The sequence below is a fragment of the Virgibacillus tibetensis genome, assembly GCF_036026595.1.
GTDB classification, from domain to species: domain Bacteria; phylum Bacillota; class Bacilli; order Bacillales; family Amphibacillaceae; genus Virgibacillus_P; species Virgibacillus_P tibetensis.
The window spans coordinates 142929-157990 of record NZ_JARZFX010000004.1 but is presented as its reverse complement, the minus strand read 5'-3'; the positions used below and the strand labels follow the sequence as shown (position 1 = coordinate 157990).

Below are 15062 nucleotides of genomic sequence, written 5' to 3'. Positions count from 1 at the left end.
AACCGATTTACAAACACTTTAGCATAAGCACGCTTCACGTATTTATATTAAGCATAAAATACTGTACTATTGTAGTATACGTCATAGAACTGTGTGAAGATGCTGGTTAATGGAGGGTTCAACTTGTTAACAATCAAAGAAATTGCTGAAATGGCTAATGTATCCAGGTCCACTGTATCCCGTGCATTAAATAATTCCGGTTACGTAAGTGAAGATGCCATGGAGCGCATTAAAAAGGTAATTGCAGAAACCGGGTACGCACCAAGTGAACACGCTAAATCACTGCGAACAAAAAGAACAAAGGTAATTGGGGTGATTCTTCCAACTATACAAACAGAAACTTCCAGTAAAATTGTAGCCGGTATAGACAAAGAATTGTCCACACAGGGATACCAAATTCTATTGGCTAATACTAATCTGGATAAAGCCAAAGAAATCGAGTATGTTGACTTACTTAAGGCACGTCAGGTTGATGGCATAATCCTTGTTGCTACAAATACCGATCCCTTGCTACTAAAAAAAATCAAGGGGCTGACTATACCGATTGTCATTATTGGCCAAGAGATGGAAGGTCTAGTAAACGTACTATACGACGATTACCACGCTTCTAGAGAACTAACTTCCTTTTTAATAGAAAAAGGGCATAGAAAAATTGCCTTTATTGGTGTTGATGAAGAAGATCGCGCAGTAGGATTTTTACGTAAAAAGGGGTATAAGGATGAAATGATTGCTCATAAACTTTCCATCGAGCCTGCATGGATTCAAAAGGGCATCTTTGATATTGACTCAGGTCGCCAGGCGATGGATCAGATATGGACAACATCACAAAACAAACCAACCGCTGCCTTTGCTGTAACTGATCGTTTAGCAATTGGGGCACTCAGTTTTCTTAAAGATCACAAAATCTCCGTTCCCGAACAAATGGCTATTGCCAGTATCGGTGCATCAGAAATATCACAATACGTGGATCCCCCTTTGACCACAATCGATTATCAAAATGAGAAGGCTGGAAAGGAAGCCGCACATCAACTGCTAACCAATATTGGCACAAAAGCAGCCATAAAAAAAATAATCCTTGACTATAGACTTATTATTAGAGATAGTGTATGATCGAATGGAATCGGTTACAATAGCTTCATTTGCATTGTGTGGGATCGATTCCATAAGAAGTTAAACGAGCATGGACAGTAGGAGTCTTCTTTTTATTTAGCCAATATGGAATCGATTCCATATTGGCGTTACAAAACTAGTTTTGTTTTATTCATCCAGCTAAATGGCTATTTATATAATTTAAAGGGAGTGAACATAATGTCAGAAAACAAAAAAATAGCTCAAGAAATTATTGATGCTGTTGGGGGTCCAGATAACATTCAATCTGTCGCTCATTGTGCCACAAGGTTAAGAATTATGGTCATCGACAAAGACCAAATTGAGCAGGAGACGGTTGAAAACATCAATAAAGTAAAAGGAGCCTTCTTTAATTCTGGGCAATACCAGGTAATATTGGGAACAGGAACAGTTAATCGGATTCATGAAGAGGTTGAAAAGATGGGATTAAGCAGCTCTACAAAAGCTGAACAATCTAAAGAAGCTGCTAAGAAGGGTAATTTCCTGCAGCGCTCTATTCGAACATTAGGAGATGTGTTCGTTCCGATCATCCCTGTACTAGTTGCTACAGGTCTGTTTATGGGGTTACGTGGTTTAGTAATGCAAGAACAGATTCTAGCCATATTTGGACTAACACCTGATGATATTTCTGCTAATTTTCTACTATTCACTGAAATTTTAACCGATACAGCATTTATATTCTTACCTGCATTAGTAGCATGGTCAACCTTTAGAGTCTTCGGTGGAACACCAATTATCGGCCTTGTACTCGGTTTGATGTTAGTAAGTCCCGCCTTACCTAATGCCTGGGGAGTAGCGACTGGGGCAGACCCACTCTTATTCTTTGGATTTATACCAGTTGTCGGCTATCAAGGAGCTGTTTTACCAGCATTTATTGCGGGTATCCTGGGAGCAAAATTAGAAAGAAATATACGACGAAGAGTGCCGGAAGCATTAGACCTAATTGTAACTCCATTCTTAACCTTACTAATAATGATAGGTGCAGCTCTATTTGTAATTGGCCCCGTTTTCCATACCGTAGAAGAGTATATTCTTCACGGGACACTTGCTGTTCTGGGTATGCCATTTGGGATAGCTGGTATACTGATCGGATTCCTGAACCAAATTATTGTAATTACAGGTGTCCACCATATATTTAACTTACTTGAAATACAACTGTTGGAGAACTTTGGAAGCAACCCCTATAACGCTATTGTAACTGCCTCCGTTGCAGCACAAGGCGGAGCTGCACTAGCAGTCGGGTTAAAGACAAAATCAAAGAAATTAAAGGCATTGGCCCTGCCATCGTCCTTCTCTGCATTTCTAGGTATAACAGAGCCTGCTATATTCGGGGTTAACTTACGATATATTACCCCATTCATTATGGGATTAATTGGAGGCGGAGCAGGAGGATTCGTTGCGGCTATCACTGGGATTGAAGGCACTGGAATGGCAATAACTGTAATACCTGGTACGCTTCTATACTTGAATGGGCAAATACTGCTTTATATTTTAGTAAATCTAGTAGCCATTAGTGTTGCTTTTGTCTTAACATGGTTATTCGGATTCTCAGATAAAAAGCTAAAAGAAAACGTCCATGCATAAGACTAATAACTATAGACAGGACGATACTCTCGCCTGTTTATATGGGAGTGCAACTATAGATATGACACAACGTAATTCTGCCAAGAAGGAACTTGTATATAAAAGAATAGATTCATGTAAAGAGGTTGTTACAGCTGACCCAAACAGGCTGCATTATCATATTATGCCTCCTGTTGGGTTGCTGAATGATCCAAACGGATTTGTCTTTTTCAAAGGGAAATATCATGTATTTTATCAATGGAACCCTTTTGAAACCAAGCACGGAATAAAGTATTGGGGGCATTATATTTCAGATGATTTGGTTCATTGGGAAACTGCCCCTATCGCGTTGGCTCCGGATCAGTGGTTCGACAAGGATGGCTGCTATTCTGGTAGTGCTGTTGTTAAAAATGATAAGCTGTATGTATTTTATACAGGAAATGTAAAAGACGAATCTAATAACCGGGAATCCTATCAATGTATGGCCATCTCTGAGAATGGTATCACTTTCGTTAAAAAAGGCCCTGTTATTCATGTTCCCGAAGGATATACAGCTCACTTTCGCGACCCTAAGGTTTTCTGTAAAAATGGGCTTTGGTATATGGTTATTGGAGCTCAAACAAGTAAAGGTGAAGGAGAAGTAGTTCTCTACTCATCATCTGACCTTGAGAATTGGGATTTCTTAGGTCCTTTAGCTGGAAGCAACAAAAACGGTCTTCATGATTTCGGCTATATGTGGGAATGTCCAGATCTGTTTGAATTGGGGAACCGTGATATTTTAATCATTTCCCCCCAAGGCCTTAAGCCAGAAGGATACAAATATAATAATATTTATCAGGCCGGGTACTTTTCGGGAAAAGTAGAGTATACGCATGTTACCTATGATCATGGTACTTTTACTGAATTAGACCGGGGTTTCGACTTTTACGCCCCTCAGACAGCTATTGACCACACTGGCCGAAGGTTATTATTTGGATGGATGGGTAATGCCGAAGAAGGTGAAAGTAGTCACCCTACGACCAACCATCATTGGATTCACGCGTTAACATTACCACGTCAGCTCAAGTGGAGACATGGCAGGTTATTTCAATATCCCGCTGAAGAACTTAAACTTTTGCGTAAAAATGAGATGACGTTTAACGAAGTGAATTTAAGTGAACAGGAAACTAAGCTTCCTGGTCTTAACGGTAATGTCTTTGAGCTGAACATCTCAATTAAAGAATGGAAAGCAACATCTTTTTCGGTTGTAGTGGGGAAAAACAATAAAATTTCGTATAATCAGCCTACAAATACATTTTCCTTTCAGAGGAAGAGTTTTAATGGCGACAATTTAGAAAGCAGACATTGCCTCTTGAAGGAGCTGAAAAGTATCCGGGTTTTCAAGGATACCTCTTCCATAGAAATATTCGTCAATGAAGGTGAGGAAGTTTTTTCTTCCAGAGTATTTGATGAAATCTCAACTAATGATGGTAGGATTTATTTTTTTGTAAATGGAATGGTTACTGCAGATATTCAAAAGTGGGATTTAAACCAGGTTTGCAAGTAAATCAAAAACCTTTAATGAGGAGAATTAATATGTTTAAAAAGATGTTTAAAAAGAAAGAAGAAGTAACTGACGTCTCTATCCATGCTCCTGTTAATGGAATATTAATCTCTTTAGAAGATGTTCCAGACCCTGTTTTTTCACAGAAAATGATGGGTAATGGAATTGCCGTAAAACCGACGGATGGCGTGATAGTTGCTCTAGTAGAAGGGAAAGTTATTCAAGTCTTTCCAACAAAACATGCAATCGGAATAAAGGCCGTAAATGGTGCAGAAATACTCATTCACATTGGACTTGATACTGTTAATCTGGAAGGCGAAGGATTTATCGCACATGTTCAAGAAGGCAATAGCATTAAAGTTGGAGATAAATTAATTACCTTTGATCTCGACATCATTAGTGAGAAAACAAAAAGTATACTCACTCCTGTGATTATTACGAATACGGATGACATGGAAGTAATTAGACTAAGTGAAATAAAGAAAGTTACCGCAGCCCAGGATGAAATTTTATTTGTAAGTAAATAAAATTCTTATAAGGGAAATTCCGCACGTCGATATTTTTGTATATTTTAAAATGGAAGTTTACGTTAAAATGTTGATATATCAATGTTTTAACGTTTTTTTGTATGTTTGTATTCCGAGAGAAACCGCTAGAATTTTAAATGATTTCACACATTTTTTACTGTATGTGAGTAAGAAGATGATTTTGAAGATCTAGGATCGATCTTACAGGCCCCACGATTGGATTAGCTGTTAGAAGGAAAGGAGTTGCCAAAATAGAAAAACCACAAGCTGTACTTGTTTTAAGGACTGATGCAATTAGAATCAAGATGATAATTGAGTCATTTCCATAAAAACTCGCCTTAGACTGTGGTACCTTTTCACATGGGTAACTTAGTTTACCTAGTAGTATTAATCCCGTAAACATCGGTATTTTATCAATAAAGCTGCCCAATAGGATAGTCACTCCCACCATAGTTAAACCGTATATTTTTTACTAACACAGCATTTACATACGGATTTTAACTATTTTTTAAGATAATAAGAGTATATGAGAGATGAAAGGGCTTTTTCTCAGATTCCCCCTACAATATGCAGAATAGTGTCGTTTGAGTCAATCTATCCTTATTGTTATATTGGTTTAGTTGTGTTCTTTCGTGAGCACACTTTATGAATCGTGTATTTTACAATAAAGAATAAGGAGATGATCAAATGGAGGCCTATCAATCTCAAGAACAGAAAGAGACCGAGATAACGGGAGATGATTATTCCCTTGGTAGAGTACCTCGAGACAAGAGAAATATGGGTTGGTTAAGTATTACGAATATTACTTTTGGAATTGCAACAGCGATTTTTTATTTCCAGATGGGAAGTGTGATGGCACTTCAATTTGGGGCTGTTAACGCGATCATTTCTGCTGTATATGCCATTATTGTTGCAGGAATACTAGGAACTTTTATTGCGTATTTATCTGCAAAATCTGGAATGAACGTGAATTTATTATCCAGGGGTGGCGGATTCGGTTATATTGGAGCGTCCTTGACCTCGTTAATTTATGCCACAAATTTTATTATGTATTGCGCACTCGAAGGATTGATCTTAGTTGTTGCGGTTCATGAATTCTTTCCTGTTATTCCAAAATGGGCACTCATTTTATTCTTCGGCTCTATTGTTATTCCATTAAACTGGTTCGGTATCAAGCAATTAGACAAATTGCAAAAATGGTCATTGCCTTTATTTTTCGTTTTCCTAATTGCTGCTATTGTCGTGGCTGCTATGAAACCATCCAGCTATGATGGAAGCTTTTGGACCTATATGCCCGAAGGTGTTCAAGTTGGAGGAACTGCACTATTACTCTGTATCGGAATGCAACACGGAATTATGGGATTAACCCCTCTTCTTGCTTCGGATTATGCCCGCTTCTTAAAACCGAAAGATACGAAAACAGGAATCTTTGTTATCGGATTTATCCCGCAAATATTTTGTTTTGGAGTTATGGGTGGTCTAGGTATCTGGTTTGGTGTTCGTCTAGGTGAACCAAATCCTGGGGTATACATTGTTCTGCTTCTTGGTGTGTGGGGAGCCTTATTTACGATGTTAACGCAAATTAGAATTAATGTAACAAACATCTACAGTGGTTCCTTGTCCTTATCCAATTTCTTTGAAAATATATTCAAATTTAAGCCAGGCAGACGTTTCTGGGTAGTAGTTACAGGTGTAACAGCAATCATCTTAATGCTTCTTAACATTGTCGATCACCTAGAAGCAGTCATGACTTTCCAAGGTGTCTTTCTATTAACATGGGCAATGATTTTAGTGATCGATGCTGTTGTTGTTAAAAAGATCTTGAAAATTGGTCCTGGTTACTATGAAGCAAGACAAGATAACTTATATAAATGGAATCCAGTTGGTGTATGGTCTCTAATCATAGCAAGTGGCCTTGGTACTATCGCAGCGTTAGGTTTCATGGGAACATTTCTCCAAAGTACAGCAGCATTCTTCGCTGCCATCCTAGCTGCGATATTAACTGTTGTATTGGCAATCGCCACCAAAGGAAAGTACTATGTTAAAAAAGAAGCAAACGATATTGATAAAGAAGACTATATTGGTTAATAAAACGATTTTTCGCTTTGCAAGTAACGGAAGAAAATTAAAAAACTAACTGATTCACTCGTCTTGAGCGAATCGGTTAGTTTTTTATTATAATTTGGACCTTAAAATTTAACTAATAACCACAGGGTCAGCCGTATAATGGGCAATAAATCAAGTATCAGCTTTTCTCAAAAAGAACTAGTGAACTAAAGCCCTCTCTTTGTTATTTTCTGAAAGAACTCAACTAACATAACTCGATAATAGGATTCTAAAGGTTAAATAATACTTTTTACCATCTGAAGTCACGGGTCGATATTCCTTGTTATAAAAAAGGCATGAGCCATTATATCTGTTTTACTATTATTTAAAGGATTTTTAAGGAAAATGGTAGAAGGGTTATTCAAGGAAATCAAACTATAAATGGAGGGATTTGTTCATGAAAAAATGAAAATTATTAAAAATCTGTTGTCTGTCTTCATTACAAGTATTGATTCTATTTTTCACATACGATAAGGAGGATTAAGATGAAAAAAATGCTTAACCGCACTATAATTTTGACCTTTAGTATCTTATTAATAATAGGAACACTCCCAGCTTCAAGTTTTGCGAATAAATATGACACCGATTACGAACAATTTGACCTAGTGGCAGAAGCCAATGGTGGCATGGTTTCCACCTCACATCCTTTAGCATCACAGGTTGGAGCTGATGTACTGAAGAAAGGTGGAAATGCCATTGACGCCGCGATTGCTATTCAGTTTACCTTGAATGTTACGGAACCAATGATGTCCGGAATTGGTGGCGGTGGGTTTATGATGATATACGACAGCGAAACAGAAGAGACAACGATTGTTAATAGTCGTGAACGCGCGCCGGCTGGTGCTACTCCGGATATGTTTTTAGATGAAGATGGAAATCCAATCCCTTTTAGTCAGCGCATTTTACACGGAAACGCTGTAGGAGTGCCTGGTACATTAAAAGGATTAGATGAAGCACATGACAGGTGGGGCACTCGTCCATTTCAACAATTGATTGGACCTGCAGTTAAATTGGCTCAAAAAGGATTCCCGGTAGACGCTTATCTTGCTAGCGCAATTGAAAGCAACAAAGACAAGCTAATGAGAAGTGCAGCCGGCGATATTTTCGTCCCAAACGGTGAACCTTTGCAGGAAGGTGATCTTCTCGTACAGGAGGATTTAGCCAACACTTTAAAATTAATACGTTCAGAAGGTTCAGAGGCATTTTTTGAAGGAGAAATAGCTGAGGCATTAGCAGCTACAGTCCAGGATTTTGGTGGGTCTATGACAGTACAGGATTTGGCAAATTATGATGTAACCATTGATGAACCAATTTGGGGTGAATACCAAGGCTATAATATAGCAAGTATGCCCCCACCAAGTTCAGGCGGCGTGTTCCTTCTGCAAATGCTAGGCATCTTAGATAACTTTGACCTATCTGAATATGATATAAAGTCATGGGAAAAATATCACTTACTCTCTGAAACTATGCATCTGGCATACGCTGATCGCGCTGCATATGCAGGAGATCCTGAATTTGTTGAAGTACCTTTAAATGGTCTCATCCATCCAGAATATATTGCAGAGCGCCAAGAATTAATTGATCTCCATTCTGTAAATGAAAATCCAACAGCAGGCGATCCATGGCAATACGAGGATGATACAGCAAACTATGAACCTGCAAATCAACCAAATGACCGCGAATATGGTGAAACCACACATTATACTGTTAGCGACCGTTGGGGAAATGTTGTATCCAATACAACTACAATTGAACAAGTATTTGGTTCAGGCATTATGGTTCCTGGATATGGGTTCATGCTGAACAATGAATTAACAGACTTTGATGCAGTTCCAGGTGGAGCCAACGAAGTACAACCAAACAAACGACCACTTAGCAGTATGACACCAACCATTGTTTTTGATAATGGCGAGCCTGTTCTTACTGTCGGGTCACCAGGAGGGCCAACGATTATAACTTCAGTTCTCCAAACAATTATCAATGTCGTTGAATATGATATGGATGTTGAGGATGCGGTAGAAGAATCACGCATCTATACAAACAATCTGAACTCTTATCGCTATGAAGCAGGTGTGCCAAGTGAAGTCATAGATACTTTAAACGATATGGGACATTCATTCGGTACAAGCCCAACATCAATCGGAAATGTACAAAGCATTTTAATCGATCATGATAATGGAATGTTTAAAGGGGTCGCTGATTCGAGAAGAGCTGGCGCAGCGATTGGAATTGATTTAAAAGGAAATGATAACGGTAAATAAAATTGAAAGCTTATTTCGCAAGTTTTGTTGCTTTTAATTTTGGCATTTGATATAAAGGACGACGTAAAAAGTGCGGACCAAGTAATTGGTTCGCACTTTTTTTGTATTTATGGGTAATGAATTCGACAAATCTGTTTAGCGACGCTAGCCCTCACATAATTTACAAAACCTTTACATTAGAATCATACTGTCTTAACATTCAGCTACTATACTAGCAATTGAGGGAGGAATTCCTCGCAATTATGTAAACATAAATCAGGGAGGGTCAATTTATGAGATTCAGAAAGTACATGTTATTCCTAGCAATTGCTGCGCTAGCAGTTTTACTCGTGGCATGTGGGACAGATTCAGAAGAAGAGAATACAGGTTCGGAAGATACAACCTCGGCAAGCGCCGATACAAACACAGATGAACCTGAAAGCGAATCAGCTGAGCTTGAAGGTAATGTAGTCGTTGATGGATCTGGAACTGTTTACCCTTTAATGGCTAGATTAGCAGAAGAATATATGATTACCGAACAAGAGGGTGTATCTGTTGAGGTAAGTCGTGCAGGTACCAGTGCTGGCTTTGAAAAATTTCTAGCAGAAAACGGCACAGACTTTAACGATGCTTCACGCCATATTAAAGATGAAGAAGCTGCAGCAGCAGATGATCTTGGAATAGAAGTAAAAGAATTGAAAGTAGCATTGGATGGCCTAACTTTTGTTATACATCCTGATAATGACTGGGCTGCTGAAATGACTCCAGAGGAATTAACAAGTATATTCCTTGCAGATGGAGGAGTTGACAAGTGGTCAGACATTAACCCCGACTGGCCGGATGAGGAAATCAATGCAATGGGACCAAATGAAAATCATGGTACGTATGAGTTCTTTTATGAAAGCATTCTTGATAAACAGGACTTGAAAAGTGATGTAAACCTTCAACAGGAATACTCCACACTTGTATCACTAGTATCTGAAGATATAAATGGAATTGCTTTCTTCGGTTTTGGTTATTACGTTAACAACCAGGACAGTTTACAAGCAGTAAGTGTAGACTTTGGAGACGGTACAGTTGAGCCATCACTTGATACCATCGCTGAAGATGGCGATTATGCTGACTTCACACGACCGGTTTTCACTTATTTAAATGTTAATAATGCTAAGGAAAAAGCCCACGTATTAGATTTTGCTGTTTACGTGATGAATAACGTAAATACATTTGCAGGAGAAACAGGGTTTGCACCAATTCCTGACGAAGAAGCTAAAGAATTAATCTCTGATCTGGAAGGACTTAAATAACTAATAACTAATAACTAATAACTAATAACTAAGCATTGAGGTGAGGGCACAATTGCTCTCATCTTCTTGTGACTTATGGGTATAGGAAGGAGACTAAAATATGGCTGTTGACAATAATGTTTCGAAAGAGAAAAGTGTTCATGTCAGAGAATTAATCGATCAAAATAAGAGCAAGCGCAACTTTTCAAACATGATGGAGAGAATCATTCCAACACTGCTTTTCCTTATTGCAGCCATATCCATACTGACCACAGTTGGAATTGTTTATACATTGCTATCTGAAACCATCGAATTTTTTAAAGTGATTCCTATTCTGGATTTCTTTACTGGTACCGTACTGAAACCATTGAGTCAAAATCCGGAATTCGGTTTGCTGCCTTTATTAAATGGCACCATTATTTCTTCTTTCATTGCTATAGCAGTTGCAGGTCCAATAGGTATAATGACTGCGGTTTATCTAAGCGAATATGCTTCAGATAAATTAAGAAGAATATTAAAACCAGTGCTCGAAGTCCTTGCTGGTATACCGACAATTGTTTATGGTTTCTTTGCATTTACTTTTGTAACACCGATTCTGAGAGAAATTATTCCAGGACTAGAAGCAACTAACATCCTTAGCCCTGGACTTGTAATGGGAGTAATGATTATTCCGATGATCGCTTCCCTATCGGAAGATGCGATGACTTCTGTACCAAATTCAATGCGTGAAGGAGCTTTAGCATTGGGATCTACAAAGCTTGAGGTAACCTTCAAGGTTGTTATTCCTGCTGCACTATCTGGAATTATCGCTTCGTTTGTTCTTGGAATTTCCCGGGCAATTGGCGAAACTATGATTGTTACCATTGCAAGTGGAAGCTCAAAGAATTTTACTTTCGACATTACACAATCTATGCAAACAATGACAGCTTATATTGTAGAAGTATCCAGCGGTGATGCAGCTGCAGGAACTACGATCTATTATAGTTTATACGCAGTAGCAATGATTCTATTCGTTTTCACCTTTATTATGAATCTGCTCGCTAGATACGTCTCTCGTAGGTTTAGGGAGGAATATTAAAATGAAATATGTCATTGATGATGAGATAATTCAAAGGAAAATGACTACCCGTTTATTAAAAAACAAGCTTTTTAAGACAGTATTTTTACTATCTACACTATTTGGAGTAGTTATTCTAGCAATTTTGCTTATCCGTGTTCTTTTACAAGGATTCACCTGGATTGATCTTGATTTCCTTACAGGGAAGTTATCTACACAAGCTGATAGAGCTGGAATAATGGGAGCTTTACTCGGGACATTTTGGTTAATGCTGGTTGTGGCTCCAGTTACGATGCTTTTAGGAATTGGCACAGCCATTTATTTGGAGTTGTATGCTAAGAAAGGACGTTTGCAATCCTTTATTCAAACAAATATTGCAAACCTGGCTGGAGTACCTTCCATTGTATATGGCATTCTAGGGCTAACCATCTTTGTTAGAGCGTTGGATCTGGGGAATATTGTCTTAGCCGGTGGATTAACGATGTCTCTACTGGTCTTACCAATTGTTATCGTTTCCTCACAAGAAGCAATCCGTGCTGTTCCACAGCATCTAAGCGAAGCATCCTACGGAATGGGTGCTACGAAATGGCAAACCATTAAAAACATTATCCTGCCCGCGGCACTACCGGGAATATTAACAGGAGCCATTTTATCTTTATCACGAGCTATTGGGGAAACAGCACCACTGGTTGTAATTGGTATTCCTGCATTATTAATTCCTTTCCCAGGGGGAATACTGGATACATTTACAGTTCTACCGATGCAAATTTATTATTGGACACTGGATTCTTCACTTGTTGCTGAATATGCCAACTTAGCAGCAGCTACAATAGTTGTCCTGCTTCTGCTACTGTTCCTGTTGAATGCAACAGCTATTATTATTAGAAATAAGTTTCAAAAAAGATACTAAATCTCGCTCATTTTAAAGGAGAGGAAAATATGAGTCTATTATTAAAAATGAAAAAAGAATCAAAACGTGATGCTATCCAATCCGTCAAAAAAAATGTTTATGAAACCAATGATCTAAACCTTTGGTATGGGAATACACATGCATTAAAAGATATCAATTTATCGATTCATGAAAAAGAAGTAACAGCAATTATTGGTCCTTCAGGGTGTGGTAAATCTACATTTATCAAAACACTAAATCGCATGGTGGAATTGGTTCCTATTGTTCGCACATCTGGAGATATCACGTACAATGGGAAACTTATTCTCGACAAATCGTTTAAAGCAGAAGACTTAAGAACCAAGGTTGGAATGGTATTTCAGAAACCAAATCCTTTTCCGAAGTCGATCTATGAAAATGTTGCATATGGACCAAAAATTCACGGTATCCGCAATAAAAAAATAGTGGATGAAATTGTAGAAAGAAGTCTAAGAGGAGCTTCCATTTGGGACGAAGTGAAAGATCGCCTTAAAGATAACGCTTATAGCCTTTCTGGAGGACAGCAGCAAAGATTATGTATTGCTCGTTGCTTAGCCATTGAACCAGATGTTATTTTAATGGATGAACCAACATCAGCGCTTGATCCGAAGTCCACTCTCCGCATAGAAGAATTAATACAGGAACTGAAGGAAAAATATTCCATTATTATAGTCACCCATAATATGCAGCAAGCTGCCCGCATATCAGATAGAACTGCTTTCTTTTTAAACGGCGAAGTAGTGGAATATGATAAAACAGATACTATCTTTACTAAACCTCGTGATAAACGTACAGAAGATTATATTTCTGGGCGATTTGGATAGCCAAACCAGTTTTTACCCAAACCTGAAAGTACCTGCACGTTGCGAAAGTAATTTTCGTACGATACAGGTACTATTTTCATTTTATTGCAAACTTTTTTGTATTACCCGTAAGTGATTTTGAGATACCTGTCAATTTTAATCCAATCCCATACGTGTTCTCAATTTGTTTTATCTGCCTCTCACTACTTGCAAGCATTTCCAAAGCACTTGCCAATGTTTCTTGTGATACTGATGAGAAATCCACCGCATCTTTCTCTAACTCTGGTAATAATCCTCCCAAACCTTTTAGTTCATTTCGCATTTCATGGAGCTTGCTGCTAACTTCTGAAATCTCTACCATTAGTTCATCGATGGAGTTCTTTGACTCATTCGAAATTCTTAGGTTTGTTTTGATTTTGATAAGCATCTGTTCAAATTCTTTCGAAGCATTATTTGTTATCAATTCCATATTAGATATTGATTCTGTAATTTGTTCTGCTGCTCCGGAGGATTCTGTTGCTAATTTCCCCACCTCATTTGCTACCACTGCAAATCCTTTTCCTGAGTCCCCCGCGCGTGCAGCTTCAATTGATGCGTTAAGCGATAATAACTTTGTTTGTTTTGCTATTCCTTGTATCAATCCAACTAGTTCTGTTATAGAATTAGAATAATTCTGGACTTGCTTAATTGTAGCAGTCAAGTGTTCAAAGTCTTTTTCGAAGGTTTGGATAGTATTGATCAAGTTAGTTATATTAGTATCACCTTTCTTTGCAGATAGGTTCATTTCTTCTGAACTTTTAAAGATAAGACCCATATTCGTGATCATATCCTCCGTATTGCTTTTCATAGTTTTAAAGCTTTCCATACTATTTTCCGAACTGCTGGCAGTTTGTTCTGCACCATTTTTCACAACATGAATTGCTTCTATCAGCTTTTTACTGGATACTAATGTGCCCTCAGAGGAACGTTGTAATTCTCCCCCTGTATACTCTATATTTGTTGTTGCTTCTCTAATCTCATTAAGCATACTCCTCATATGATTAATCATTGCATTATAGCTTTTATGTAGTGAAATAAACTCTGGTAACGTTGTTTTTAATGTGACAGACTTAGACAAATTCCCATTGCGGACTTCTTTCATTGTTTGACGTAACACAGTGAGCGGATTCGTCAGACTTCTGACGAATAACAGAATAACAATAGACGTAATAACAACACTCGCAATAATTATGCCTAATGTAAAATAGGCTTGCTTAATTACTGGGCCCATATATGAATCCGTTGGTACAAGCATTACGTATGCTCCATTTATTTCTTTCATGTTCTGGACTGAAAGTGTGTAATCTACACCCTCTATGGTTTCATGCAGGATGCCATTATTTTTTTCATTTATATCTTCTATTATTGCCTCTTTAATAACAGGAATCCTTCCATTGCTTAGTTTAAAAGGTATCGCTTCGTTATTAGTAACATAGAAAAACTCCGAATCAATTCCTTCACTTTTCAACTTATCATGTTGGTTTCTTATATTGACTTCAAGCTGCTGCATAAAGTAACTTTCATCGCTTACATATAAAAATTTAAGATTATCAGCAATATAACTCATTATTTCAGCTTCACGCCCCAGACGATTTTCAATCGAATTCATTGTCATTTCTTTTGCTTTTATATAGGAACTCAATCCTACTGCTACACTGCAAATTATTAGGAGTGATATAAATATTATTAGTAATCGACTACGCAAGCTTAGTTTTTTTAATATGTTATAACTTAATTTCTTTCTACCTTTTTCTGGTTTATAATCTTTAGCAGCATACTCCCTTTTCAATTTTACCCCTCCAGCGTCTATTGATGTATCATGTTAAATTATATCAGTGTAATATA

The 15062-nt window shown here is 37.8% G+C and carries 11 protein-coding genes and 1 pseudogene; 10 read left to right on the top strand and 2 right to left on the bottom strand.

What is annotated here, in order from left to right:
- Positions 1-123: 123 nt before the first annotated feature.
- From QGM71_RS10745 to QGM71_RS10730, 4 genes are all read left to right on the top strand, one after another.
- Positions 124-1110 carry a LacI family DNA-binding transcriptional regulator gene (locus tag QGM71_RS10745; RefSeq protein WP_327607545.1) on the top strand — a complete coding sequence of 329 codons (987 nt, stop codon included), beginning with the start codon at positions 124-126 and terminating at the stop codon, positions 1108-1110.
- Positions 1111-1308: 198 nt separating this feature from the next.
- Positions 1309-2712 (top strand): sucrose-specific PTS transporter subunit IIBC, encoded by a 1404-nt coding sequence (locus tag QGM71_RS10740; RefSeq protein WP_327607544.1) that lies wholly within the window; start codon positions 1309-1311, stop codon positions 2710-2712.
- 61 nt (positions 2713-2773) lie between these two features.
- On the top strand, positions 2774-4237 hold the full coding sequence (locus tag QGM71_RS10735; RefSeq protein WP_327607543.1) for a glycoside hydrolase family 32 protein: 1464 nt from the start codon (positions 2774-2776) through the stop codon (positions 4235-4237).
- Positions 4238-4266: 29 nt separating this feature from the next.
- Positions 4267-4761, top strand: coding sequence for a PTS sugar transporter subunit IIA (locus tag QGM71_RS10730; protein ID WP_327607542.1), 495 nt, complete (start codon positions 4267-4269; stop codon positions 4759-4761).
- A gap of 229 nt (positions 4762-4990) precedes the next feature.
- Here the strand turns inward: QGM71_RS10730 and QGM71_RS10725 are convergent.
- Positions 4991-5074 (bottom strand): annotated as a pseudogene (locus QGM71_RS10725) (sulfite exporter TauE/SafE family protein); the annotation flags it as partial.
- A 374-nt stretch (positions 5075-5448) separates the two neighbouring features.
- On the opposite strand from QGM71_RS10725, the gene QGM71_RS10720 reads away from it, so the two are divergent.
- The 6 genes from QGM71_RS10720 to pstB all read left to right on the top strand — a co-directional run bounded on the left by QGM71_RS10720 (position 5449) and on the right by pstB (position 13199).
- Complete coding sequence (locus QGM71_RS10720; protein WP_327607541.1) at positions 5449-6849, top strand: purine-cytosine permease family protein; 1401 nt, start codon at positions 5449-5451, stop codon at positions 6847-6849.
- Positions 6850-7352: 503 nt separating this feature from the next.
- The gene (gene ggt, locus QGM71_RS10715; protein ID WP_327607540.1) at positions 7353-9128 is read left to right on the top strand and encodes a gamma-glutamyltransferase; all 1776 of its coding nucleotides are present in this window, start codon (positions 7353-7355) and stop codon (positions 9126-9128) included.
- A 272-nt stretch (positions 9129-9400) separates the two neighbouring features.
- Positions 9401-10411 (top strand): PstS family phosphate ABC transporter substrate-binding protein, encoded by a 1011-nt coding sequence (locus QGM71_RS10710; RefSeq protein WP_327607539.1) that lies wholly within the window; start codon positions 9401-9403, stop codon positions 10409-10411.
- Between the two features lie 100 nt (positions 10412-10511).
- Complete coding sequence (gene pstC, locus QGM71_RS10705; protein ID WP_327607538.1) at positions 10512-11468, top strand: phosphate ABC transporter permease subunit PstC; 957 nt, start codon at positions 10512-10514, stop codon at positions 11466-11468.
- Between the two features lies 1 nt (position 11469).
- A complete protein-coding gene (gene pstA, locus QGM71_RS10700; protein WP_327607537.1) occupies positions 11470-12357 on the top strand; it encodes a phosphate ABC transporter permease PstA in 888 nt (295 codons plus the stop codon).
- A 47-nt stretch (positions 12358-12404) separates the two neighbouring features.
- The gene (gene pstB, locus QGM71_RS10695) at positions 12405-13199 is read left to right on the top strand and encodes a phosphate ABC transporter ATP-binding protein PstB (protein ID WP_327607690.1); all 795 of its coding nucleotides are present in this window, start codon (positions 12405-12407) and stop codon (positions 13197-13199) included.
- A gap of 76 nt (positions 13200-13275) precedes the next feature.
- Here pstB and QGM71_RS10690 read toward each other — a convergent pair whose 3' ends face one another.
- Positions 13276-15006, bottom strand: coding sequence for a methyl-accepting chemotaxis protein (locus QGM71_RS10690; RefSeq protein WP_327607536.1), 1731 nt, complete (start codon positions 15004-15006; stop codon positions 13276-13278).
- Positions 15007-15062: the final 56 nt, after the last annotated feature.

What these genes read in the sequence shown, in the direction of transcription:
- QGM71_RS10730 (WP_327607542.1), top strand. Translation starts at nt 4,267, where the DNA reads ATGTTTAAAAAGATGTTTAAAAAGAAAGAAGAAGTAACTGACGTCTCT.
- QGM71_RS10720 (WP_327607541.1), top strand. Translation starts at nt 5,449, where the DNA reads ATGGAGGCCTATCAATCTCAAGAACAGAAAGAGACCGAGATAACGGGA.
- ggt (WP_327607540.1), top strand. Translation starts at nt 7,353, where the DNA reads ATGAAAAAAATGCTTAACCGCACTATAATTTTGACCTTTAGTATCTTA.
- QGM71_RS10710 (WP_327607539.1), top strand. Translation starts at nt 9,401, where the DNA reads ATGAGATTCAGAAAGTACATGTTATTCCTAGCAATTGCTGCGCTAGCA.
- pstC (WP_327607538.1), top strand. Translation starts at nt 10,512, where the DNA reads ATGGCTGTTGACAATAATGTTTCGAAAGAGAAAAGTGTTCATGTCAGA.
- pstB (WP_327607690.1), top strand. Translation starts at nt 12,405, where the DNA reads ATGAAAAAAGAATCAAAACGTGATGCTATCCAATCCGTCAAAAAAAAT.
- QGM71_RS10735 (WP_327607543.1), top strand. Translation starts at nt 2,774, where the DNA reads ATGACACAACGTAATTCTGCCAAGAAGGAACTTGTATATAAAAGAATA.
- QGM71_RS10740 (WP_327607544.1), top strand. Translation starts at nt 1,309, where the DNA reads ATGTCAGAAAACAAAAAAATAGCTCAAGAAATTATTGATGCTGTTGGG.
- pstA (WP_327607537.1), top strand. Translation starts at nt 11,470, where the DNA reads ATGAAATATGTCATTGATGATGAGATAATTCAAAGGAAAATGACTACC.